At 74.1% G+C, this 23,728-nt stretch carries 21 protein-coding genes and 1 pseudogene; 17 read left to right on the top strand and 5 right to left on the bottom strand.

Annotation, left to right across the window (positions count from 1 at the left end):
- Window positions 1-363: 363 nt before the first annotated feature.
- From IE172_RS32695 to IE172_RS32670, 6 genes are all read left to right on the top strand, one after another.
- On the top strand, window positions 364-519 hold the full coding sequence (locus IE172_RS32695) for a hypothetical protein (protein ID WP_190100987.1): 156 nt from the start codon (window positions 364-366) through the stop codon (window positions 517-519).
- A 232-nt stretch (window positions 520-751) separates the two neighbouring features.
- Entirely contained in the window at window positions 752-1,459 is a 708-nt protein-coding gene (locus IE172_RS32690) for a response regulator (RefSeq protein ID WP_190100978.1), read from the top strand.
- On the top strand, window positions 1,456-3,210 hold the full coding sequence (locus IE172_RS32685) for a sensor histidine kinase (RefSeq protein ID WP_190100977.1): 1,755 nt from the start codon (window positions 1,456-1,458) through the stop codon (window positions 3,208-3,210). The genes IE172_RS32690 and IE172_RS32685 overlap by 4 nt, the downstream gene beginning before the upstream one ends.
- Window positions 3,211-3,451: 241 nt before the next feature.
- Window positions 3,452-4,081, top strand: a complete 630-nt coding sequence (locus tag IE172_RS32680) for a DoxX family membrane protein (protein WP_190100976.1) — start codon at window positions 3,452-3,454, stop codon at window positions 4,079-4,081.
- Between the two features lie 107 nt (window positions 4,082-4,188).
- The gene (locus IE172_RS32675; RefSeq protein ID WP_190100975.1) at window positions 4,189-5,097 is read left to right on the top strand and encodes a universal stress protein; all 909 of its coding nucleotides are present in this window, start codon (window positions 4,189-4,191) and stop codon (window positions 5,095-5,097) included.
- 36 nt (window positions 5,098-5,133) lie between these two features.
- Window positions 5,134-6,156, top strand: a complete 1,023-nt coding sequence (locus IE172_RS32670; RefSeq protein WP_190100974.1) for a zinc-dependent alcohol dehydrogenase — start codon at window positions 5,134-5,136, stop codon at window positions 6,154-6,156.
- Between the two features lie 60 nt (window positions 6,157-6,216).
- On the opposite strand, the gene IE172_RS32665 is transcribed toward IE172_RS32670, so the two are convergent.
- Both IE172_RS32665 and IE172_RS32660 read right to left on the bottom strand, forming a co-directional pair.
- Window positions 6,217-8,547 (bottom strand): heavy metal translocating P-type ATPase, encoded by a 2,331-nt coding sequence (locus tag IE172_RS32665; protein ID WP_190100973.1) that lies wholly within the window; start codon window positions 8,545-8,547, stop codon window positions 6,217-6,219.
- A 92-nt stretch (window positions 8,548-8,639) separates the two neighbouring features.
- Window positions 8,640-9,152, bottom strand: a complete 513-nt coding sequence (locus IE172_RS32660; RefSeq protein ID WP_190100972.1) for a flavodoxin domain-containing protein — start codon at window positions 9,150-9,152, stop codon at window positions 8,640-8,642.
- 269 nt (window positions 9,153-9,421) lie between these two features.
- Between IE172_RS32660 and IE172_RS32655 the strand changes: the two genes are divergently transcribed.
- From IE172_RS32655 to IE172_RS32640, 4 genes are all read left to right on the top strand, one after another.
- Window positions 9,422-10,294 (top strand): universal stress protein, encoded by an 873-nt coding sequence (locus IE172_RS32655; protein WP_190100971.1) that lies wholly within the window; start codon window positions 9,422-9,424, stop codon window positions 10,292-10,294.
- A gap of 217 nt (window positions 10,295-10,511) precedes the next feature.
- Window positions 10,512-13,322: a cation-translocating P-type ATPase gene (locus IE172_RS32650; RefSeq protein WP_229886677.1), complete on the top strand. Its 2,811-nt coding sequence runs from the start codon at window positions 10,512-10,514 to the stop codon at window positions 13,320-13,322.
- On the top strand, window positions 13,319-13,978 hold the full coding sequence (locus IE172_RS32645; protein ID WP_190100970.1) for a potassium channel family protein: 660 nt from the start codon (window positions 13,319-13,321) through the stop codon (window positions 13,976-13,978). The genes IE172_RS32650 and IE172_RS32645 overlap by 4 nt, the downstream gene beginning before the upstream one ends.
- On the top strand, window positions 13,975-14,634 hold the full coding sequence (locus IE172_RS32640; RefSeq protein WP_190100969.1) for a potassium channel family protein: 660 nt from the start codon (window positions 13,975-13,977) through the stop codon (window positions 14,632-14,634). Before IE172_RS32645 ends, IE172_RS32640 begins: the two co-directional genes overlap by 4 nt.
- Window positions 14,635-14,669: 35 nt before the next feature.
- Here IE172_RS32640 and IE172_RS32635 read toward each other — a convergent pair whose 3' ends face one another.
- The 3 genes from IE172_RS32635 to IE172_RS32625 all read right to left on the bottom strand — a co-directional run bounded on the left by IE172_RS32635 (window position 14,670) and on the right by IE172_RS32625 (window position 18,459).
- A complete protein-coding gene (locus IE172_RS32635; protein WP_190100968.1) occupies window positions 14,670-16,280 on the bottom strand; it encodes an FAD-dependent monooxygenase in 1,611 nt (536 codons plus the stop codon).
- Window positions 16,253-16,816, bottom strand: coding sequence for a hypothetical protein (locus IE172_RS32630; RefSeq protein WP_190100967.1), 564 nt, complete (start codon window positions 16,814-16,816; stop codon window positions 16,253-16,255). The genes IE172_RS32635 and IE172_RS32630 overlap by 28 nt, the downstream gene beginning before the upstream one ends.
- 167 nt (window positions 16,817-16,983) lie before the next feature.
- On the bottom strand, window positions 16,984-18,459 hold the full coding sequence (locus tag IE172_RS32625; protein ID WP_190100985.1) for a bifunctional aminoglycoside phosphotransferase/ATP-binding protein: 1,476 nt from the start codon (window positions 18,457-18,459) through the stop codon (window positions 16,984-16,986).
- Between the two features lie 736 nt (window positions 18,460-19,195).
- Between IE172_RS32625 and IE172_RS32620 the strand changes: the two genes are divergently transcribed.
- From IE172_RS32620 to IE172_RS32595, 7 genes and pseudogenes are all read left to right on the top strand, one after another.
- On the top strand, window positions 19,196-19,792 hold the full coding sequence (locus tag IE172_RS32620) for an Rv1733c family protein (RefSeq protein WP_190100966.1): 597 nt from the start codon (window positions 19,196-19,198) through the stop codon (window positions 19,790-19,792).
- Window positions 19,793-19,831: 39 nt separating this feature from the next.
- Window positions 19,832-20,881 (top strand): annotated as a pseudogene (locus IE172_RS32615) (nicotinate phosphoribosyltransferase); the annotation flags it as partial.
- Window positions 20,841-21,233: a beta/alpha barrel domain-containing protein gene (locus IE172_RS34995; RefSeq protein ID WP_306432834.1), complete on the top strand. Its 393-nt coding sequence runs from the start codon at window positions 20,841-20,843 to the stop codon at window positions 21,231-21,233. The pseudogene IE172_RS32615 and the gene IE172_RS34995, both read left to right, overlap by 41 nt.
- A gap of 11 nt (window positions 21,234-21,244) precedes the next feature.
- On the top strand, window positions 21,245-21,577 hold the full coding sequence (locus tag IE172_RS32610; RefSeq protein ID WP_190100965.1) for a dsRBD fold-containing protein: 333 nt from the start codon (window positions 21,245-21,247) through the stop codon (window positions 21,575-21,577).
- Window positions 21,574-22,044 carry an Hsp20/alpha crystallin family protein gene (locus tag IE172_RS32605; RefSeq protein ID WP_190100964.1) on the top strand — a complete coding sequence of 157 codons (471 nt, stop codon included), beginning with the start codon at window positions 21,574-21,576 and terminating at the stop codon, window positions 22,042-22,044. Before IE172_RS32610 ends, IE172_RS32605 begins: the two co-directional genes overlap by 4 nt.
- A gap of 212 nt (window positions 22,045-22,256) precedes the next feature.
- Window positions 22,257-23,132, top strand: coding sequence for a universal stress protein (locus tag IE172_RS32600; RefSeq protein WP_190100984.1), 876 nt, complete (start codon window positions 22,257-22,259; stop codon window positions 23,130-23,132).
- Window positions 23,133-23,383: 251 nt separating this feature from the next.
- Window positions 23,384-23,686, top strand: coding sequence for a DUF1540 domain-containing protein (locus IE172_RS32595; RefSeq protein WP_229886676.1), 303 nt, complete (start codon window positions 23,384-23,386; stop codon window positions 23,684-23,686).
- Window positions 23,687-23,728: the final 42 nt, after the last annotated feature.

Genomic DNA, 23,728 nt, shown 5'->3' with positions numbered 1-23,728 from the left:
ATCGACAGGGGGCAACAGTCATGCCGGGCCCGGAGGCCAGCGGCCCTCTTGCAGGACCGCGAAAAAGATAACGGGGGTACGGCCCGTGGACCACCGGCCCGGCCGGCAGGACGCTCGACGCCACCGCCTGCCACCGGCTCGGCAGGGGACACGTCCTGCCGCACGACCGAGGTGGGGCGCACCGGACGGCCATCGCTGCACCGGAGCCGGCCGGTGCGCCGCGCCACCCGTCCACCGGGGCCGCGTCGTCGTGACCGGGCGTGCGCACCCACCCCTGCCGTCGCCTCCCAGCGGCCCCGAGGGGAATGCCGAAGGTCCCGGCCCTCGTCGACGACTGTGTCATCAAGCTGCGGATCGTGCCCCGTGCGCCGCTTCATGGCGTGCGGCGTCGCCGGCCTGTCGGTCGCCGTGGACAGTTTCTCCGCCGTCAGGCACGCCCGCGTCAAGGTGTTCCGCGCCTCGGCCCTGTCGGTCGCCGAGCTGCCCTGCGAAAGGCGGCGCGCGGCGGCATCTCCCTGACCACCACCGTCACTCCGGAGGGACTGGTACGACGCCCTGGGCATCCCGTTCGCGCTGCGGGACACCCCGGTCCCCGACACGGCGCTCGTGGAGCGGGTACGGGGGCAGTTCCGCCGCCGCGGCCTCACGGCCCACTGAGGCGGGCAGTGTCGGGCCAACCGCTTGGGACCTCGGCCGTCCTGGAAGGATGAGGGGTTGTCACGGAGACCGAGGCACCAGGAGGAGCGTTTCGATGGCGCACAGCGAGCGGGACGGCAGCACGGGAGAGCCGATCAAGGTGTTCCTCCTGGACGACCACGAGGTGGTGCGGCGGGGGGTGCACGACCTGCTGGACGACGAACCGGACATCACGGTGGTCGGGGAAGCGGCGACGGTGGAGCAGGCCCTGATCCGGGTTCCCGCGCTGCGCCCCGACGTGGCCGTGCTCGACGTGCGCCTGCCCGACGGGAACGGCGTGACCGTCTGCCGCGAGCTGCGGTCGCAGATGCCCGACCTCGCCTGCCTGATGCTCACCTCCTTCGACGACGAGGAGGCGCTGCTGGACTCGATCATGGCGGGCGCCGCCGGATACGTGCTGAAGCAGATCCAGGGATCGGACCTGGTCTCGGCCGTGCGGACGGTGTCCCGCGGCCAGTCGCTGCTGGACGCCAGCGCCACGGCCAAGCTGATGGCACGGCTGCGCGGCGCCGGACAGCAGCCGGCCGAGGAGCCGGACGGCCTGCCCGGCGGCCTGACCGACAGGGAACGCGAGATCCTGGACCTCATCGGTGAAGGGCTGACCAACCGGCAGATCGGTCAGCGGCTCTACCTGGCCGAGAAGACGGTCAAGAACCACATCTCCCGTCTGCTCGCCAAGCTCGGCGTGGAACGCCGCGTCCAGGCCGCCGTCATCGCCACCCAGGCACGTGACCGCAAGCGGTCGGCGGGGGAGCAGCGTTGAAGGATGTCGGGGAGACCCACGAGGCGCGGATACGACTGCCGCAGCTGCGGCTGGACGAGCTGCTGGAGGAGCTCCAGGCCCGGCTGGACGCGGCGCGCGGCACCCGGGACCGGGTGCACAGCCTTCTGGAGGCCGTGCTGTCGGTCGGCCGCGAGCTGGACCTGGAGCAGGCCCTGCGCAGCATCGTGGAGGCCGCGGCGGCCCTCGTCGACGCGGAGTACGCGGCGCTCGGAGTCATCGGTCCCGACGGCGACCGGCTGTCGGCCTTCCACACGGTGGGCGTCGGCGAGGAGCAGATCGCGAGGATCGGCCCCTACCCGGAAGGCCACGGCATCCTCGGCGAGCTGATCCGCCACCCCGAGCCCCTGCGCCTGGCCAGGCTCTCCGACCACCCCGCCTCCTACGGGTTCCCGGCCCATCATCCGCCGATGAACAGCTTCCTCGGTGTTCCGATCCGGGTGCGGGACCATGTCTTCGGCAATCTGTACCTGACCGAGAAGCGCGGCGGGCAGCAGTTCGACGAGGACGACGAGTCGGTGCTGGCCACCCTCGCCGTGGCGGCCGGCGTGGCGATCGACAACGCCCGCCTGTACGAGGAGTCCCGGCTGCGCGAACGCTGGCTGCGGGCGAACGCGGAGATCACCCACACCCTCATGTCGGGTGCGGACCAGGGCGGCGTGCTGCCGCTGATCGCCGATCGGGCCAGGGAGATCACCGCCTCCGCACTGAGCGTGGTCGCCATGCCGGTGAGCGGGACGGACAGACTCGCCGTGGAGCTCGCGGTGGGCCAGGAGGCCGGCGTGTGGCGCGGAGCCGTCCTGCCGGTGGAGGGGAACCTCATCGGCGAGGCGTTCGTCCAGCGGGTGTCCGTCCACAGCACGGACGTCTCCCGTGACTCCCGGATCCCGGCCCCTGCGGGCTTCGACGGGCTGGGACCGGCCGTCGCCGTACCGATCTGTTCGGGCGACGAGGCCCGCGGTGTCGTCCTGCTGGTCCGGCAGGCGGGGGGCCGTGAGTTCTCCGGGACGGAGACCGAGCCGCTCGAGGTCTTCACCGCCCAGGCCGCCGTCGCCATGGAGCTGGCGGAACGGCGCGAGGACGCCGAACAGATCGCCCTGCTGGAGGACCGCGACCGGATCGCGCGCGACCTGCACGACCTGGCGATCCAACGGCTCTTCGCCACCGGCATGACACTGCAGAGCGCCGACCGGTTCATCCAGCACGAAGGGGCCTCGGACCGGGTCCAGCGAGCCGTGAACGACCTCGACGAAACCATCAAGATCATCAGGTCCACGATCTTCGGCCTGCGTGCCCGCGACGAGGACACGGCGCCCGGCCTGCGTTCCCGCGCGGTACGCGCGGTCGGCGAGGCCACCGCGCCGCTCGGCTTCGCCCCCGGCGTCCGCATGGAAGGGCTGCTCGACACGCACGTCCCCGCGGAGACCGCCGACCACGTCCTGGCCGTCCTCACCGAGTCCCTCTCGAACATCGCCCGGCACGCCCGCGCGGACCGCGCCGACGTCGTGCTGGAGACCGACGGGAAGCAGGTGCGCCTGACGGTCACGGACAACGGCGTCGGCATCCCGGCGGGAGGCCGGCGCAGCGGTCTGACCAACATGGCCGAGCGGGCACGCGAACTCGGCGGCGACATGGTGCTGGAGCGGGCGGAGGGCAGGGGGACACGGCTGGTGTGGCACGCACCGCTGTTACCGTCCTCGCACCACGCGAAGGACGGCCCGCCCGCCTCGTGACGCACCTCTCAGCGGATGATCCGTCGGTCGGAAAGCCCAACAGGGCAATTCCGGGAGCGGATTGAGCTCCGCACGGAGTGCGTCGTCCGGTTCCGGACCACCGACGTGGCCGAAGGTCCCGGCCGACAGGGGCTGTTGAGTCCCCGGGTGCGGACCTTCGGCATCGGGTGCGGCCCATCGCGGGCCGGGAGAGTAAGGGGTGTCAGGAACCGACCGGACTCTCCCTGAAGGGAACACCGCCATGACCGTTCACCAGCCGACGCACCGCACCTCGGGTCTCCACCTGCCCTCGCTCCGCCGGAACCGGGCCGTTTCCGCCCCGGTGCCGGCCCAGTCCGCGCGGACCGGCACGCGTACCGCAGGGGCCTACGCCTGGGCCTCGGCAAGGGTGTTGATGGGATTCGTCTTCCTCTGGGCGTTCCTCGACAAGACGTTCGGCTTCGGCTACGCGACCGCTTCCGGAAAGGGCTGGGTCGACGGTGGTTCGCCGACCGAGGGTTTCCTGGGACACGTCGCGGTCGGTCCGATGGAGTCGACGTTCCACTCCTGGGCCGGGGCGGCCTGGGCGGACTGGCTGTTCATGCTGGGTCTGCTGGGAATCGGACTGGCGCTGCTGACGGGGGTGGCGCTGCGCCTGGCGGCGCTGGCGGGGACCGTGATGATGGCGTTGATGTGGGTGGCGGAGTGGCCGCCCGCGCAACACCTGTCGGACGGCTCGGCGAGCATGTCGACCAACCCGTTCGTCGACTACCACGTGATGTACGCGGTGGTGTTGGTCGCACTGGCCGCCGTCTCGGCCGGTGACGCCCTCGGATTCGGCCGGCTGTGGGCCCGGCTCCCGCTGGTCCGGGACCACGGGTGGCTGCGCTGAACGCACCGGGTGGGGCGGGCCCTTCGAGACCCGCCCCACCAGCCCGCCGGCCGAAGCCGGCGGAGCGGACACCGCAACCCGACCGGACGACACAGGAGGTGGGCAGCATGGCCCGCACGATCACCGTAGGGCTCGACGGCTCGCCCGAGAGCCTGGCGGCCGCCGACTGGGCGGCCCGTGAAGCGGCGCTGCGCCGCCTGCCGGTACGGCTGCTCCAGGTGTGGCAGCCGGTTCCGGAACCCGTGGCGTCGGCCCTGCTCCTCGGTGTGGACGCGCACCGGTACGAGACGGAGCGGATCCTCACGGGGGCCGTGAAGGACCTGAGGGAGCGTCACCCCGGAGTCGGGGTGACCGGCGAACACCGGGTCGGAGCGCCGGCCGGGATCCTGCTCGACGCCGCCCGCGACACGGAACTGCTGGTACTGGGTTCACGCGCCCTCGGCGGGCTGGTGGGCTTCCTGGTCGGGTCCGTCGGCCAGTCGGTCGTCGCCCGCGCCGACGTGCCCGTGGTCCTCGTACGAGCGGGCGGGCAGGCGTCCGGGGGACATCATGGCGAGGACCCCGCCGGCCCTCCCTCCGCCGCCACCGGCTTCCGGCCCGTGGTCCTGGGCCTGGACACCGACAGCCTCGACGAGACGGTGATCACCTTCGCGTTCGAGGAGGCCCGGCGCCGCGGGACCACGCTGACCGTCGTCCACGGCTGGAACCTGCCGCCCTACTACGTCCACAGCCTGGCCGCCGGCGTCGACCCCCGCGAGGACATCGTCCGCGGGCAGGCCGCCGTGCTCACCGAGGCGCTGCTGCCGTGGCGGGAGAAGTACCCGGACGTCGAGGTCACCGAGCAGTCCCGGCTCGGCAGCCCCGCCGACCACCTCGTCGTCGCGGCCCGCGACGCCTCCCTCCTTGTCGTCGGCCGCCGCGTACGCCGCAATCCCCTCGGCACGCACATCGGCGCCGTCGCCCACGCGGTCATGCACCACGCCACCACCCCCGTCGCCGTCGTCGCGCACCCCTGACGCGCCCGGCCGGCCCGTACCGAAGGAGCAGACGTCATGAAGGCAGCGGTCGTCCGGGCGTTCGGAGAACCCCTGGTCATCGAGGACCGTCCCGACCCCGAGCCCGGCCCCGGCCAGGTCCGGGTGCGCGTCGAGGCGTCCGGCCTGTGCCACACCGACATCCACGCCGCGCACGGCGACTGGCCGGTCAGGCCCGCTCCGCCGTTCGTTCCCGGCCACGAGGGCGTCGGCCTCGTCGAGAAGCTCGGCGACGGCGTGACCCACCTCGCCGTGGGACAGCGGGTCGCGGTGCCGTGGCTGGGCAAGGCGTGCGGACGCTGCGAGCACTGCCGCTCCGGCTGGGAGACCCTGTGCGAGAGTCAGGTCAACACCGGGTACGGCTGCGACGGCGGGTACGCCGAGAAGATGCTCGCCTGGGCCGATTTCGCCCAGCCGGTGCCCGAGGGTGTCAGCGCCCTCGACGCCGCCCCGCTGACCTGCGCCGGCGTCACGACGTACAAGGCCCTCAAGGTCGCGGACGTCCGGCCCGCCCAGTTCGTCGCGATCTCGGGCGTCGGCGGACTCGGGCACCTGGCGGTGCAGTACGCGAAGATCGCCGGTGCCACCGTCGCCGCGATCGACGTCACCGACGACAAGCTGCGGCTGGCGCGGCAACTCGGCGCCGACATCGTCATCGACGCCCGCACCCAGGACGTCGGCGCCGAACTGAAGCGGCACGGCGGCGCGCACGCGGCCCTCGCCCTGGCGGTGAACCCGTCCGCCTTCGCCGCCGTCAACTCCGGTCTGCGCCGCGGCGGGAAGCTCGTCATGGTGGCGCTTCCGGCGCAGGGCACCCTCCAGGTCCCGATCTTCGACACCGTGCTCAACGGCACCTCGGTGACCGGTTCCATCGTCGGCACCCGCCAGGACCTCGCCGAGGTCTTCCAGCTGCACGCGGCGGGCCGCACGAAGGTCATCCGCGAGACCCGCCCGCTGGCCGCCGTCAACGACTGCATGGAGGAGGTCCTGCACGGTCACGTCAAGGCCCGGATCGTGTTCGACCTCGACGCGGAGGCCTGAGAACGACGCCCCCTCCCGGGAGCCCGGTGGATGCGTGCTCGGCTCCTCACGGACCGTCGCTCACGGGGCGAGGGAGAAGTAGTTCTCCTCCTCCTGCGCGAAGTGCAGTCGCAGCACGGTGTTCAGGCCGTAGAGGCACGCCCGCAGGTCGTCGAGCTGCTCGGGGGAGAGGCCCCCGTCCGCGTGGGCCAGTTCCACGTGGGTGGCGACGCGGCGGGAGAGCCGTTCTATCTCGGTGTGGGCGCGGCTCATGGTCGCGGTCGCCTCGGGGCCGCCGAGCGTCGGCGCGAGGGCGGGATAGAGCTCGTGCTCCTCGGCGTACTCGTGCGGAAGCAGCCGTTCGGTCAGCAGCCGGTGGACCTCCTCGACGGCCGTCAGGGCCTCGGGGCCGGGGCTGTCGGAAAGGCGGTCGGCGGCGTCGCGCACGGATTCGAGGACGTCCTGGAGGTCGTCGTGTTCGGCGGCGAAGCGGTGGACGAGAGCCTCGGCGGCGGGGGAGAGGACCGGTCGTGCGTCGGGCCCCCCGCGCAGGGCACGCAGGGCGTTGAGGATGACGGCGACGTCGATGCCCTCCTGGAGCAGGGCCCCCACGGCCGGCGGGAGGAGCCCGGCGGCGGCCGCGGCCATGGCGGCCAGGGACAGCAGCATGCCGCCGAGAGCACTCTGGACGGCGATGCGCCGGGTGCGCTGGGCGATGACGACGGCGTCGGCGAGACGGTCGACGCGATCGGTGGTCAGGACGATGTCGGCGGCCTCGGACGAGGCCGTGGAGCCACGGGCGCCCATGGCGACGCCGACGTCGGCGGCGGCGAGGGCGGGGGCGTCGTTGACTCCGTCGCCGACCATGACGGTGACGGCGTGCTCGCGTTCGGCGCGTACGGCGGCGACCTTGTCGGCCGGATCGAGTTCGGCGCGTACGTCGTCCAGACCGAGGACGGCGGCGACCTCACGGGCGGACGCGGCGCGGTCGCCGGTGAGCATCAGCAGCCGTTCGATCCCCGCCGTGCGCAGGTGCCGCAGGGTGCGCGGCGCGTCGTCGCGGACGGGGTCGCGCAGCAGGACGGCACCGGCCGGGCGCCCGTCGACGGTGAGCCAGGCGACGGCCGCGCCGTCGAGGAGGGCACGGTTGTCGACCGCCCCGGCCCAGGACGGCCGCGCGTCCGCGAAGTCCGTACGGCCGATGAAGACCCGGTGCCCGTCCACGGTGCCGGTGGCGCCCCGGCCGGGTTCCTCGGTGACGCCGGACGGGACCGACAGGGTCAGTCCGCGCTCCAGGGCGGCCTCGACGACGGCCCGGGCCAGGACGTGCGGCGAGTACTGGTCGAGCGAGGCCGCCAGACGGAGGACCTCGGTGGGGTGGCCGTCGGGAGCGGCGACGACGTCGATGACGCGGGGACGCCCCCCGGTGAGGGTGCCGGTCTTGTCCAGCAGGAGGGTGCGGGCCCGGCCGAGGTTCTCCAGCGCGCCGCCGTCGCGGATGACGACGCCGAGGCGTGAGGCGCGGGAGAGCCCGGAGACGACGGCGACCGGTGCCGCCAGGAGCAGCGGGCACGGAGTGGCGACCACCAGGACGGCGACCGCGCGCACCGCGGAGCCGCTGATCAGCCAGGCCAGTCCCGCCACGGCGAGCGACAGGGGCAGGAACCAGGCGGCATAGCGGTCCGCCAGGCGCACGACGGGCGCCGACTCGGCGCCGGCCTGTCGCGCCAGCCGCACGATCCCGGCGTACGTGCTGTCCCGCTCGGTGGCCGTCGCGCGCAGTTCGAACGCGCCCGAGGCGTTGACCGCGCCGCTGCGCACCGTCTCGCCCCGGGCCCGCTCCACCTGGAGGGACTCACCGGTGAGCACCGATTCGTCGAGAACGGCGGCGGCGCTCTCCACCCGGCCGTCCACGGGGACCACCTCGCCCGGACCGACCACGAGGAGATCACCGGCGGCGACGTCGCCCAGCGGCACCGTGGCCACCCCGGTGCCGGTGCGGCGGCGTGCGGAACGCGGCGCGTGTTCCAGCAGGGCGCGCAGATCGTGGGAGGCACGCCGCTGGGCCGCGGCCTCCAGGGTGCGGCCGGTGGCGAGCATGAACGCGATCAGGGCACCGGCCAGGTACTCGTGCACGGCCAGGGTGCCGCCGAGCGCGAGGACGGCGATGAGATCCACCCCCGCGCGTCCGTGTCGCAGCGCGGCGAGCACCCACACCACCGAGGGGACGACGGCGGAGAGGGTCCCCACGGCCCAGAAGAGGCCGGAGAGCGGTGCCGCGCCGGCCAGCCGTGCGACGCCCCCGGCGACCAGGGCGGCCGCGGTGACAGCGAGGAGAGCGGGTTCGAGCCGTGGCCGCACGACCGCCGCGGTCATGCGGCGCAGCCGTGGGACGAACGTGCGTCGGATCATGGCGTACCCCGGTCCGTCCGGCGCGGGGGTCAGGGGCCGGACCTCCTTCCATCACACCGCACCACCGGGCAGGCTGCCAGGACGGCCCTGCGTCACACCCCCGCACGCAGCTCCCCGGCGATGCCCGCGGCCCAGGCGTCGACGGCCTCCCCGTCACGGAAGTCGCCGAACCGTCCGCCCACCAGGCGGAACAGCAGACGTCCGGTGGCGGACAGGTGACTCGGTTCGACGACGCCGGAGAACAGGCGGTGGCTCCGGTACAGCAGGCGCGGCGGCAGGTCCCTCTCGATCGCCGGTACCTCTCGGGGAGCCATGCGCCGCCACGGTCCGCGCAGCGCCGCCGGCATTCCGACGCTGAAGAGCCACACCGGGCGGGAGACCAGGACGTCCCGGTGGTCCCGCACGAAGTCCCCGGCCGGTCGCAGCCAGCTCTGCCCGTGCACGGCGCTGCCCAGAACGAATGCGTCGTACGCTTCGGCGTCCTCGACCTCGCCCACGGGCCTGGCCTCCGCCGTCAGCCCCGCCCGGCGCAGGACGGTGGCCGTTCTCTCCGCGATCGTCCGGGTGGACCCGTGGGCGGTCGCATAACCGACGAGTACGTTCATGACGTCACCTCGCTGCAGCCCGGGGGGACACGCCGGCAGCCACGCCACCAGCCCGCTTCCCGTGTTCGTCGTACGGCGTGCCCGGCCCAGGGCCGAACGGTGCACCGAGCCGGTCGTACCGGCAGCTCCCGGCGGGCCGTCGGTCCGCCCCGGGCCACGGGCGAACGCGTGGGCCATTCGCCCGACCGGCCCTGGCGTGGCGTCACCCGGCGGCGGGGGCCAGTCTGGAGAGACAGGCAACGAGAGGTGCGCGGACTCCTGGAGGTGCCATGTCCGGTGCGGACGGACGCCGGCCGATCGTGGTGGGCGTCGATCCCGATCCCTCGAAGCGCCTCGCACTGTCCTGGGCGGCCGACGAGGCGGACCGGCGTGGTCTGCCGCTGCGGCTCGTCCACGCCCAGGGCACACCGACCGGCGGATACCGGTCGGGGGAGGTGCGGCCGTCCTGGGAGGAGTGGAACCGGACGCTGCACGGCCTGGGCGATCAGGTGCTGGAGGACGCGGTCTCCTTCGTGAGGTCCAGGTGGCCGGCGCTGGAGCTGTCGACGCTGCTGGCGGAGGGGGAACCGGCGTGGGTCCTGCACGAGGAGGCGCGGAGCGCCGCCCTGGCCGTGGTGGGATCCTGGCACCTGAGCAAGCGGCGGGGGATGTTCTCCTCCGCCTCCGTGGCTCTCCCCCTCGTCGCCCACGCCCCCTGCCCGGTCGTGGCAGTCCGGGAGCCGGAGCACACCGCTCAGCAGCCCGGGTACTTCGTGGTCGGCGTCGACGGCAGTGAGCACGCGGCCGCGGCGGTGGACGCGGCGTTCGAGGAGGCGTCCCTGCGCGGAGCGCTCCTGCGGGCCCTGTACGTGTGGCATCCGCCGCTCCTCGGTGTACTGGACGAGCACGCGGCGGTCCAGGAGTGCCGCCGTGTGCTGTCGGAGACGGTCGCGGGCCGCACCGCGGCACACCCGGACGTGGAGCTGCGCCACGAAGTGGTGCGTGGCCACCCGGTGCAGGTCCTGACGGAAGCCTCGCGACACGCGCTGGGCCTGGTGGTCGGGACCCGGGGGCACGGAGGTTTCCCGGGCATGCTGCTGGGCTCGGTGAGCCAGGGGGTGCTGCACCACGCCCACTGCCCCGTCATCGCGGTCCCGTCGTGAGCTGCCGGACGGCCTTCGGCCCGTACCCGGGCAGCGCTGCCGGTGCCCGTCAGGCCGGTCGCCCGACGAGGTGGCGCCCCGGGGCCGTGGGCCGCGGACCGGGGGGACCGCCTGCGACCTGCCCCGGGCCCGTCGTGGCGTTTCCGGCCGGGGTCCTCCGGGCGACCGGGCCCGTCATGCCCCCGGCGAGGACGCCGGCATCCTGCGGGGACGGTTGATGGACCGCGGTACGAAGGCGCCGGTACCGGGCCGGGGCGGGGACGAGGCGTCCGGTTCCGGCCCGGCGCCCGCGGTGCCGGCCCTCCCCGCCGGTGAGGTCTTCGCCGCCCTGGGCACGTCACGGCGCGGCCTGTCGGCGGCACAGGCCCGGGCCGGGCTGGAGAGGTACGGGGCCAACGAGCTGCCCCGAGCGGGGCGCCGCACCGTGTGGCGGCAACTGGCCGCCCAGTTCACCGACCTCTTCGCGGTGGTGCTGATCGTCGCTTCGGGGATCACCTTCCTGGCGTACGCCCTTCAGGAGCCGCGGAACGCGGGCACCGTGCAACTGGCGGTGGCGATCCTGGGAGTCGTGGTGCTGAACGCCGCGATCGGTTTCGCCCAGGAGTACTCGGCGGAGCGGACGGCCCAGGCACTGGAGGCCATGGTGCCCCACACCTGCCGGGTGCTGCGCGACGGTGAGCGGCTGGAGCTGCCGGCCCGGGACGTGGTGCCGGGAGACCTGGTGACGCTGGAGGCCGGCGACGCGGTGCCGGCGGACTGCCGGGTGGTCGAAGCGCACGAGCTGGCCGTCAACAACGCGCCGCTGACCGGGGAGAGCGACGCCGTGGGCCGCACCGCGGATCCGGTGGCGGGCGGACCACCGCTGGAGGCCCGCAACTGCGTCTTCATGGGCACCGACGTCGTCGCCGGATCCGGGCGGGCCGTGGTGTACGCCTCCGGTGCGGCGACCGAGTTCGGCCGGATCTACCGGCTGGCCGCGGCCGCCCCGCGGCAGAAGACCCCGCTGCAGCTCCAGGTCGCCTCCATGGCCCGCCGAGTGGCAGGGGCGGCCCTGGCGATCGGCGCACTGATGTTCGCCGTCCGGCTGCCCACCGGGCAGTCCGCGGTGACCCTCTTCGTGTTCGCGCTGGGGGTGATGGTGGCGCTGGTGCCGGAAGGGCTGCCCGCCACCCTCTCGGTGTCCCTGTCGATCGGGGTACGGCGGATGGCACGCCGCCACGCCCTGATCAAACAACTGCTGGCCGTGGAGGCACTCGGATCGACCACCGTCGTGTGCACGGACAAGACCGGGACACTGACCCAGGCGGAGATGACCGTCACCCAGGTGTGGGCGGGAGGCGCCCCGCACCCCGTGAGCGGGGTGGGGTACGAGCCGAGCGGCGAGGTCGCCGACGCCGCTCCGGTGCGCGAGCTGCTTCGGGTGGCGGGCCTGTGCTGCGACGCCCGGCTGGTCCCGCCCGCCGGCCGCCGGGAGCACTGGCGGGTGCTCGGCGACACCACGGAAGGGGCGCTGCTCGTCGTCGCGGCCAAGGCGGGCCTGGACCGCGGCGCGCAGGAGGCGGCCGCGCCACGGGTGACGGAGTTCCCCTTCGACCCGGACCGCAAGCTGATGACCACGGTGCACAGGACGGGCGGGGGCTACCTGGCGTGCGTCAAGGGAGCGCCCGGTGAACTGCTGGCGCGGTGCACCGGCGTGGAACGGGACGGGCGGCGCGAGCCGCTGACCGGGGCGGTCCGGGCGGCGGCCGTCGCGGCGGGTGACGAGCTGGCCTCACAAGGGCTGCGGGTGCTGGCCGTCGCGCGGCGGGCGCTGGACGGGCCCCGCCCGGCGCGGGAGGAAGCCGAGTCGGCGCTGACCCTGCTGGGACTGGTCGGCATGCTCGACCCGCCGCGTCCGGAGGTCACCGACGCGGTCACCGCCTGCCGACGGGCGGGCATCCGGGTCGTCATGGTCACCGGCGACCACCCGCTGACCGGGGAGGCCGTGGCCCGACGGGTGGGGATCGTACGGCGGCCGGACCCGGTGGTGGTGACGGGAGCCCGGCTCGACACGATGGACGACGAAGCGCTCGACTCGCTTCTCGCCGAGCCGTCCGAGCTGCTGCTGTGCCGGGTCGCCCCGGAGCACAAGATGCGCGTCGTCACCGCCTTCCAGCGGCGTGGCGAGGTGGTGGCGGTCACCGGGGACGGAGCGAACGACGCCCCGGCGCTCAAGCACGCGGACATCGGCGTGGCCATGGGGGCCTCGGGCACCGACGTCGCCCGGGAGGCGGCCTCGATGGTCCTGCTGGACGACTCGTTCGCGTCCATCGCCGCCGCCGTGAGACTCGGACGCGCGGTCTACCAGAACATCCGCAAGTTCCTCGTCTACCTGTTCAGTCACAACATCGGGGAGCTGGTCCCGATCCTGGCGGCGACCTTCGCCGGATTCCCGCTGGTGCCCATCAGCGCGGTGCAGATCCTGGCGATCGATCTGGGGTCCGATGTGCTGCCCGCCCTGGCCCTGGGAGCGGAGCCACCCGAATCCGACGTGATGGACCGCCCGCCGCGCTCCCGTCACGAGCGACTGTTCTCCGCCGCGGTGGTGGGACGGATCCTGTTCCTCGGCGGCATCCAGGCGGCCTGCGTGAGCGCCGTGTTCTTCTGGCACATCGGCTCCTCGGGCATCCCGTTCGACGACTTCACCGAGGACACCCTCGCCTACCAGGAGGCGGTCACCATGGTCCAGGCGGGGATCGTGCTCAGCCAGTTCTTCAACGCGCTCACCGTGCGCACCGACCGCCAGAGCATCCTGACCGCGGGATTGCTGACCAACCCCGCCCTGCTGGCGGCGGGCGGTTTCGGCGTCGCCCTCATGGCCGCGATCAGTTACCTGCCGCCCTTGCAGGCCGTCTTCAACACCGCTCCGCTCGACGCCACCGACTGGGCGGTCCTCACCGGCCTCGGCACACTGCCCCTGCTCGCGGACGAGGCCCGCAAGGGGTGGCTGCGCCGCCGCGCCGGCCACCGGAAAGGAGACCCGAGGTGAAGGTGATCGTCGTCGGCTGCGGACGGGTGGGCTCCGCACTCGCCGGTCTGCTCGCGGCCGAAGGGCACGACGTGCAGGTCGTCGACCGGCGCCCCCGAACGGCCCTGCGACTGCCCGACAGCCCGCGCATCCGCTTCCACCAGGGCAACGGCTACGCCCGGGCGGTGCTCCGGACCGCCGGGATCGAGCACGCGGACGCCTTCGCCGCCGTCACCTCGAACGACAACAGCAACATCGTCAGCGCGCGGACCGCCAAAGAGACCTACCGGGTACCCGTCGTCCTCGCCCGCGTCCACGATCCCCGGCGTGCCGACATCTACCGGGAACTCGGCATCCCCACCATCGCCGGCATCCACTGGACCGTGCACCGCATCCACCGGATGCTGCTGCACCGCCACCTGAGTCCGGAACTCAGCTTCGGCAACGGGGAGACCCTGCTGGTCCGCTCCGAGCTGCCCGGCTACCTGGTCGGCCGGCGGCTGACGGAGTTCGACGTCGACGGCGAGATCCGCGTCGTCGAGGTCACCCGAGCGGGCCGCTCCTTCATCCCCGCGCACGACACGCCCGCACACGGGGACGACCTGGTCACCTTCGCCGTCGCCGCCACCGCGCTCGGCCGACTGCGCGGTTTTCTCGACAAGGAGCTGGGGACGTGAAGGTGCTCATCGCCGGAGCGGGACGCCTCGGCACCCAGATCGCCCAGGTGCTCCTCGCGGCCCGCAACGAGGTCACGTTGATCGACCGCGACGACGGCCGGGTGGCCGACCTGCGGGGCCGCCTCCCGGGCGTGCTGCTCGTCGCGGGGGACGCGTGCGAACCGGCCCTCCTGGAACACGCCGGTGTGCTGACCGCCGACCTGGTCGTCGCCACCACCGGAGACGACGAGGGCAACCTCGTCATCGCCCTCCTCGCCAAACGGTGGTTCTCGGTGCCCCGCGTGGCCGCCCGCGTCAACGACACCGACAACACCTGGCTGTTCGACGCCCACTGGGGCGTCGACGTCGCCGTACCCGCGGCCACCCCGCTGATCTCCCTCATCGAGGAGGCCACCGGGGCCACCGACACGGTCGCCCTGCTGCGGCTCAGCAAGGCCGGTATCGACGTCATCGAAACGGCCATCACACCGCGGTCCAGGGCGGTGGGGCGAGCCCTGGGGGACATCGGGCTGCCCGAAGGGACGGTCGTCGCGACGATCGTCCGTGACGGGCAGCCCACCGTGCCGGATCCGGCGGTCCGCCTGCGGGCCGGGGACGAGCTCCTGCTCGTCTCGCACTCCGCGACCGAACAGGAGATCCACGCCGCGTTCCAGTGACCGGGAGACGGGGCGCCGTGGCCCGTGCATGGTGTTCATGCCCGGGCGGACGGGGACACCGCCGCGCCGACCAGGGAGAGCCAGCCGGTGAGCCCGGCCGGGTCGGCGGCCCCGCAGCGGAAGCCGACATGTCCGTCGGGGCGGACGGCCACCAGACCGCGGCCGGGGCTGTTCGTCAGCCGCAGCACGGTCACCGGGGACGCGGCGGGCGTGTCCGGTGGTGGGGCGGCGTCACGTTGCAGCAGCAGGTGCACACCCGGGCGGGCCAGCAGGCCGTGCAGCCGCTCGGCGGGCCCCCCGACGCTGACGGCCCTGTCGGGCAGCCGGTCCCCCGGCCGGGGAGCCCCGCGCAGGGTCGGTGTGCCCTCCACGGACAGCGGACTGTGCCGGTAGTTCACGCGCAGCTGGGAGACGGTACGGACGGCCTCGGCGACCAGCCGTCGCCGGCCGAGGAGGACGGGGACGGCGGGGGCCGCGCGCGGAGCGGCCACCGCGCGCAGCCACGAGGGGAGCCGGCCCGTCGACGCCTCCGCCCAGAACGCGGCGTGCGTCAGGAGCATCCGTCCGTGGGCAGCCGCCCTGCGCTCCGCTTCATAGGAATCGAGCAGCACCTCGGCATCGAACCCGTCCGCTGCCCCGCCGTCGCGACCGCTCGCCGCGAAGCCGAGCTTCCAGCCGAGGTTCACCGCGTCCTGGATACCGGCGTTCATGCCCTGGCCGGTGGCCGGGGAGTAGGCGTGCGCCGCGTCGCCCGCGAGGAAGAGCCGCCCCCGGCGGAACCGCCGGGCAAGGCCGCACTGCAGTGGAACCCGCGCCGACCACGCCACACGTTCGATCCGCGCACATGAGCCCACCTCGTGCAGGAGGCGCTGGAGCTCGGCCTCCGGGACGGGCGGGCCCGGCTGGCCGAAGTCCCGCCCCGATCCGCCCGCGGACGCGCGTGTGGCCAGCAGCCGCCAGGCGGCCTGCTCTCCGAGCGGGAAGAGGAACAGCAGCCCCCGGCTCCCCGCGAACACCTGGGCGTCGGCGCCGGCGGACGTGCCGCCGAGGTCCAGGTCGGCGAGGACCACCTCTTCGGTGTAGGGCCTGCCGTGCCACCCGATGCCGGCGCAGGCCCGCACGGTGCTGGCCGGGCCGTCGCAACCGACGGCGAAGGGACAGCGGATCCTCTCGACGCCGTGCCCCGAGCGCAGCACGGCACGCGCGCCGTCCCCGTCGTCGCGGGCCGTGAGCAGTTCGGTGCCCCGTTCGACCGTCACCCCGCGGTCGGCGAGCGCCCGCGTCAGCACCGTCTCGACATCCGTCTGCCGCATGAGGGACAGATGGGGGAACGCCGTGTCGGGCAGCGCGAGGTCCGCGAGCCCGGTCTCGACGACGCGGGAGCCGAGACGCAGGCGTACCCCGGGGGCGGTGTCCGCCCGCTCCAGCAGGGCGTCCGTGACACCGAGCGGTCGCAGCACCTCCAGGGTCCGCGGGTGCAGGATGAGCGCACGGGAGGGCCGGAACGGCTCGGGGCGCCGCTCGACGACCCGTACCCGTGCTCCGTGGGCGTGGGCCTGCAGTGCCAGGCCGAGGCCGGTCGGACCGGCCCCGACGACCAGGACGTCCACCGCCGCCGTCAGGTGCCGGCCGCTGTGCGCCACCATGCGGCGCTCCCCGGCTCCGGGTCCCCGACCAGTCCGGGGTCCGCGATCACGTCGTCGCGGCGCACCCCCGGCACTACGGCGTACCGGATCGAACCGGGCACGCTGACCAGCGCGAGCACACGCCACAGGGAGCGCGCGTAGTGCTCGGCGCGCCGCGGGCCGTCCCACTCGTACACGCCGCGGTACCGGCCGCGCTCGTCGTGGGCCAGCCACAGTTTCGACGCGAAACCCGGAAAGCCGACGAACAGGGGAGTGTTCAGCAGGCTTTCGCGGCGGAACACCGCGTGCGCGGGTCCGCGCACAAGGCGCAGCCGGAACGTGACCACCAGCATGCACGGGTCCTTCGCCAGGCCGCTGCCGAGGCGGGTCTCCCGGTAGACCCGGGCCCCGGAGCCGTCGGCGAACGCCAGTCGCGTGCCCAGCCGCTCCCTCGGGAGACGGACCCGGTGCCGCGACAGCAGGGCGAAGGTGGTGAGGAAGCAGACGGCCACGCCCCGCCAGGCCTCGCCGGGGGCGAGGGGCCCCTGTTCACCCATGGTGGCCTCCCTCGGAGTTCCCCCTACCACCCACCATGAGGCAGGGCGCCGCGCCCCGCGAAACCTGGGGCCCGGACCGGCAGCCGCCGAGCGTGCCCGGAGAGCACCGGCGGGCACACCCGCCTGCCGCGGGCCCGAAGAGCACGGGCGGGCACAACCCGCTCGCCTCAGTCCGGCTCCATGTAGGGGCGGCGGAAGACCGGTGCCTGGCCCGTGCCCCACGGACGCACGGCGGCCAGCGCCTGTGCGACCGCGGACTCCAGGGAGCCGCTGGTGTCGACCGCGACGGCCTCCGGCCACGGCTGTGCCCCGGCCGCCATCGCGGCGGCGACGTCGGCGTCGGCGTCGGACGCTCCCGGGGCACGCGTGCTCAGCCGGGCCGCCGACACGTCGTCCGGCACACGGCAGTGGAGGGCCACCAGGTCGGCGCCGGCGCTCTCGGCCACCCGCAGGGCCGCTTCCCGCTGGGCCGCGTCGGACCAGGTGGCGTCCAGCACGACGGATTCCCCGGACGACAGCAGGGCGGACGCGCGGTCCAGCAGGGTGGAGTAGGTCCTGGCCGTCCACTCCGGCGTGTAGAGCCCTTCGCCGTATCCGGCCGCCGCGGACCGCTCCACGGGAATCCCGGCCAGCTCCTTGCGCAGGCGGTCGCTGCTGAGCAGCGTGACCCCCAGCCGGTCGGCGAGCGCGCCGGACAGGGTGGACTTCCCGCTGCCCGGCAGCCCTCCGACGAGCGTCAGGCCGACGGCGGAGGTACGCAGATGGCGCAGCGCCGCCGAGACCAGCCGCCGGAACGCCGCCTCCGCGCCCGGCGCGCCCTGACGGGCCTGGATCAGGGAGACCTTGGCGCGGACGAACGCACGGTAGGCGACGTAGTGGTGCCACAGGGACGAGGGCGCCGGGTCGCCCGAGTACTCGCCGTACCGGGCGAGGAAGTACGCCGCGGCCCGGGGGTCGCCGAGCTGCTCCAGGTCCATGGCGAGGAAGGCGGCGTCGTCGAGTCCGTCGACGTGGCGCAGGTGGTCGTCGAACTCCAGGCAGTCCAGGACGCGGGGGCCGTCGTCGAGGCAGAAGACGTCGTCGGCGAGGAGGTCGCCGTGGCCGTCGACCACCCGCCCCTGCTCGATACGGGAGTCGAACAGGGGTTCGCGGCCGGCGAGATAGCGGCGTACCAGCCGCTCCGCCTCCGCCACTTCGTCCGGCACGACGCCGTCGTCGGCCAGCGCACGGACCTGCCGGAAGCCCGCCTCCCAGCGCGCGGACAGGGCGTCCCTCGTGCCCTGCTCGTCCACCTCGCGGCTCCGGGGCGCTTGCGCGTGCCACGCCGCGAGCTGCCGGGCGACGGCCCGCAGCGCCTCGTCGACGGCGACCCCTTGCCGCACCAGGTGGGACAGGCGGCGGTCCGCGGGCATCCGGCGCATCACCACGAGCGGTTCCGGCACCCGCGCGTCGGGGCTCCGCAGCTCACCCACACCCAGATAGACGTCGGGGGCGAAGCGGCGGTTGAGAGCGACCTCGCGCTCGCACGCCGCCCGGCGGGCCGCCACCGTCGTGTAGTCCAGGAACTCCAGATCCACCGGCTTCTTCAGCTTGTAGGCGCGGTCGCCGGCGAAGAACACGACCGCGGTGTGCGTCTCGCACACCTGCGCGCGCGGCGGTGCGCCGTCATGGCCACCATCGGCCCGGATCGGGGACGTGCCGGCCGTGTCGGCCGGAGGGACCGAGGGCACCGTCCTCCGGGCGGGGCCGGGCTCAGGCATGGCGGGCACGGGAGAGGGGTCGGTGTGCGTGACGGACGGCGGCCCGCGCCACGGGATGCGGAGGCGGCGCCGCGGCGGGCCGGTGTTCCCGGCGGCCGGCGGCCGGTCCCGCGCCCTCGTCGGTGGCCCGGCGGACAGCGGCGGGACTCTCGGGTGAGCCGTCGAGGCCGACTGGTTGCATGGCGGTGCCCTCCGTCTCGTAGGAACCTGGAAAGAGGAGGGACGACGGTGCCCGCGTCCGGCGACGCGGACGGCCGGAGGCCGTCGGCAGGCCGGACGTGGCGGGTTCCCTCGTTCGAGGAGTACCCCAATCCCTTCCGCGGCGCATGTGGACCGCGGGCGGAACGCAGGCGCGGGATCCGGCCGGGAGGAGACGGGGCCCCGGCTCCGCGACCGGACCGGTCAACCGAGCGGGTACCCGCACCACACGCCGTGCCCACGCGCGGTCGTGCCCCGGAACCGACCGGACGGGCGGCGACGGACGACTTCGGCGTCCGGCCCCGGGCCCGAGAAGCAGCCCTTCATGGGACTTCCGGCCCTGTGACCGAAAGCCGGTGCCGTCCCATGATGGGAGCAGGACGGTGGGGGGACGGACCGGCGACCTGCTGGAGGCCGAGTCATGAGCGCACGCAATCCGCCGCACGCGTCCGGACCCTTCCCGCCGCGCCGGCCGGCGGGGGCGAACCCGCTGCGACGTCCCTCCGACACGTTCGAGTCCTGGTTCCGCGGCTTCCTGATGCTGGTCCTCGTGCTCGGCCTGCCGGCGGCCGCGCTCGGCGCGGGGCAGACGGCGTACGAGTCGTCGATGCACGCCGTGCGGACGCAGTCGGCCGAGCGGCACCGGACCGACGCCCGGGTGCTGTCGGTCACCGAGGAGGTCGGCGACAACGCGCGACAGCGGGCACAGGTCCGATGGACCGACGACGACGGCACGGCGCGGACCGGAACCACCCTCGTCACGCCCGACACGCACCAGGGCACCGTCCTGCGGGTGTGGGTGAACGGCGCCGGGGCCGTCACCGGGCCACCGAAGACCAGGAACCAGGCCGCGACCGCCGGCTGGTTCGCCGGCGGTGCGGCGGCGCTCGGCGTGGCGAGCGGGGTCTTCGCGGCGCGGACGGGCGTACGGCACGCACTCGACCGGAGGAGGTACGCGCAGTGGGACGCCGAGTGGCTCCGGGTGGAGCCGCTGTGGGCCGGCCGGTTCCGCCGGTGACGTGAGGACGAGACGGACAGGACCGAGGAGGAGACGCCCATGTCCGACGCGACGACCACCGACCTGTACGAAGTGACGATGGCCACGTCCTACCTCCGGGAGGGCATGACCGGCCCCGCGACCTTCAGCCTCTTCGTCCGCGATCTGCCCGCCGGCCGGGGCTTCCTGGTCGCGGCAGGGCTGGAGTCGGCCCTCGACTACCTGGACGGCCTCCACGTCGGCCCCGACGACGTCGACGCCTTCGCCTCCGCGATGCGCCGTCCACCGCGTGACCTGCGGCCCCTGCTCGGCCTGGAGTTCACCGGTGACGTGCGGGCGGTGCCGGAAGGACGGATCGTCCTGGCGGGGGAGCCCCTGCTGGAGGTGACCGCTCCTCTCCCGCAGGCACAGCTGGCCGAGACGTACGTGCTCAACCGGATCAGCCACCAGACCGCCATCGCCTCGAAGGCCGTACGGTGCGTCCTCGCCGCGGCGGGGCATCCGGTCGTGGACTTCTCCCTGCGGCGCACGCACGGCCCGGAGGCCGGGTTCCAGGCCGCCCGCCTGGGCGCGCTGGCCGGTTTCGCCGGGACCAGCAACGTGGCCGCGGCCACCGCCCTGGGCCTGACCGCCGTCGGCACGATGGCCCACTCCTTCGTCGAGGCGTTCGACACGGAGGAGGACGCCTTCCGCGCCTTCGCACGCTCCCACCCGGGACCGGTGACCCTGCTGGTGGACACCTACGACACCGAGGAGGGAGTACGCGTCGCGTCGCGCGTCCTGCGGAATCTCGGCCCCGCGGCCCGCGGTCCCGGCTCGGCGGTACGGCTGGACAGCGGTGACCTCGGGGCCCTGGCGGTACGGGCGCGGTCCCTCCTCGACGACGCGGGGCTGCCCGACGTAGGGATCATTGCGAGCGGCGGTCTCGACGAGTACGCGGTGGACGGCCTGGTCCGCTCGGGGGCGCCGATCGACACCTACGCCGTCGGCACCCGCGTCGGTGTCTCGGCCGACGCGCCGTACCTGGACTCGGCCTACAAAACTGGTGGAGTACGACGGCCGGCCGGTGATGAAGCTGTCGTCGGCCAAAGTGACGGCACCCGGACCCAAGCAGGTGTTCCGCCGCCCCGGCTGCGCCGACGTGATCGCTCTGGCCGGCGAGCGGCCCCCCGACGGCGGCAGGCCCCTGCTGGAGACGGTGATGCGGGACGGACGGCGCACCGGCCCCGGGCCCACGCTCGACCAGTGCCGGGAGAGGCTGACGGCGGACCTGCAGGACCTGCCGCCGGCCGCCCGCCGGATCCGGGCGCCGGTCGCCCCCCGGGCCGCGCCCTCCGAGCGGCTGGGCGCGCTCGCCGCCCGCGTCCGGCGCCGCATCGAGGAACGGACCACGGCGGCTTCCGCCCGGTCCACGGTCCCGGAACGCACCGTGTCAGGGCCACGGGGGCCGGCACCGAGGTGAGGAGGAAGGCGATGGCGCACACGGCGGAGTGGAGGGTGCGACTCCACCTCTTCGAGGACGACGACGGAACCACGAAGGCGCACGTGGTGCTGGACACCGGCACCACGGCATTCACCTGCCACGGGACCGCGCACTGTCATCCGGCGGACGCGGACGTGCCGGAGATCGGCGACGAACTGGCGGCGGGACGTGCCCTGCGCAACATCGCCCAGCGGCTGCTGGACACCGCCGAGCGCGACATCGCCGGACACGGGGTCGCCGCCGCCCGCCACCCGGCAGACCACCGGACGGCCCACGTGACGCGAAGGCCGTCGCGGCGGGACAAGAAGGAGGACCGGTCATGACACATCCCGTACGACCCGGCAGGGGCGGGCTCTCGGCCGCCCTGCGCGAACTCGACGATCTCCACAGCCGGATGGACCAGCTCATGCACGCCGTCTTCCCCGTCGGCGGCTATCCCGAATTCGGCACCGGCACCGGCACCGGCGAACCGTGGGCGCCGCCGGCCGACGTCGTGGACACCGAGGACGCCTACCTGGTGGAACTGGAGCTTCCCGGCGTGGCCAAGGAGGACATCTCCGTCGAGGTCGCCGACGGCGAACTCGGCATCCACGGTGACATCAAGGAGAAGGAGCACACCGGGGTGGTCCGCAGGCACAGCCGCCGCACGGGGCGGTTCGACTACCGCACCACCCTGCCGCCGAACGCCGACACCGAACGCGTCAGCGCGGACCTGACGAACGGGGTCCTCACGGTGCGCGTCCCGAGGACGGACACCGGCAAGGCCCACCGCGTCGAGATCACCGGCTGAGCCGGGAAGGGGCCGTCCGCCTCCGCCGGGTCACGACGTGGCCCGCCGCCCGCGGCCGGCCCCGCACCCGATCGGTCACCGCGACGCCCCGGGCGACCCCGACCGGAAGCCCTACGCGTGTGCCGCTCCCGGTGTCGCGACGGAACCCGAGCGGTGCGACGGTATGGACAGGGACTTCGAGGCAGAGGCCGGGCAGGAAGGTGGTGGTGACCGTGGAGTACCCGCTGGTCGTGGGTGTCGACGGATCGGACTCCAGCCTGGAGGCGGTGGACTGGGCCGTGGACGAGGCCGCGCGCCTCGGGCTGTCCCTGCGGCTGGTCCACGCCTCCTTGTGGGAGCGGTACGAAGGAGGTCTCCCTTCCTTCGGGACCGGCCGTCCGGCCGAGGAGGTCCTGGCCGAGCACATCGCCGCGTCCGCCGCGGAACGTGCCCGGCTGCGCGACCCGGAGCTGAAGGTGTCGAGCGAGGTGGTGCCCGACGACGCCGTGTCCGCGCTCCTGCACGCGGCCCACGAGTCCTCCGCCCTGGTCACCGGCTCCCGCGGCCGGGGAGGGATCGCGGGGATGCTGCTGGGATCGGTGAGTCTCACGGTGGCCGCCCGTGCCGTGTGCCCGGTGGTCGTGGTGCGCGGCGGTGAGCCGGACCGGCAGGGCTCCCCGGGCCGCGTGGTGGTGGGCCTCGGTGACTCGGCCGAGGACTCGGACGCCGTGCGGTTCGCCTTCCGCGAGGCGGAGGCGCGCGGCTGTGGCCTGCACGCCGTACGGGCCTGGCGCCGCCCCGCCCACGAGCACGTGGACCACCCCCTGATCGCGGACGATGCCGCCGGCGCCGGGGAGGAGCGCGCCTCCGCCCTCCTCACCGACGCGCTGCGCGACGCCGCACGGGACCACCCGCGGGTCGAGGTGCGTCGCCAGGTGGTCGAAGGCCCCGCCCACAAGGCCCTGCTGGACGCCTCCTCCGGCGCCGATCTGGTGGTCGTGGGGGCGCGCAGGCGCCACGGCCACGTCGGTCTGCAACTCGGCAGGGTGTCCCACGCCCTGCTGCACCACGCCGGGTGCCCGGTGGCCGTCGTCCCCCGGAGCGACTGACCCGGGAGCGGGAACGGGCCCGGCCCGCCCGTGCCGAAATGCGTCGCCTTCCGGCATCGCGGACAGTGGAATAACAGGAAGAGGGCGTTCCGTGAGTCCACCGGGCTCGTACGGGACGTGGACGAGCTGAGGCGCCGGTTCGGCGAGCCGGAGCAGTGACCGCTCACCGTGGCGGCGTGACACGTCGCCCAGCGGGGCCACTACCGCGGCGACCGGTCCGCACGACTCTCTTCGAGAAAGCAGGCCCCCTCATGGCAGCCACCCCCGTCATGCAACTGCCGGTCATCAGCGAATGCACCGCCGACGGCTGCGCCTACAACCAGGACCACACCTGCCACGCCGCGGCGATCACCGTGGGAGACCTCGACGGCCCCGTCTGCGACACGTTCACGGGCGCCGACCTGGAGGGCGGCGATCAGTCCGTCACCGGCAGGGTCGGCGCGTGCAAGATGGCCGACTGCCGCCACAACAGCGGGCTGGAGTGCCACGCCCCGTCCATCGCCGTCGGTTACGAGCACGAGCAGGTCGACTGCCTGACCTACACGCGGACCTGAGGGCGGGAGCCGGCCCTCCGGGTGGCCGGCGCGGTTCCGGTC

It is taken from the genome of Streptomyces griseoflavus (genome assembly GCF_014649995.1).
Taxonomy (GTDB): Bacteria; Actinomycetota; Actinomycetes; order Streptomycetales; family Streptomycetaceae; genus Streptomyces; species Streptomyces griseoflavus.
The sequence above is the reverse complement of the archived record's forward strand: the minus strand, read 5'-3'. Positions and strand labels throughout refer to the sequence as shown.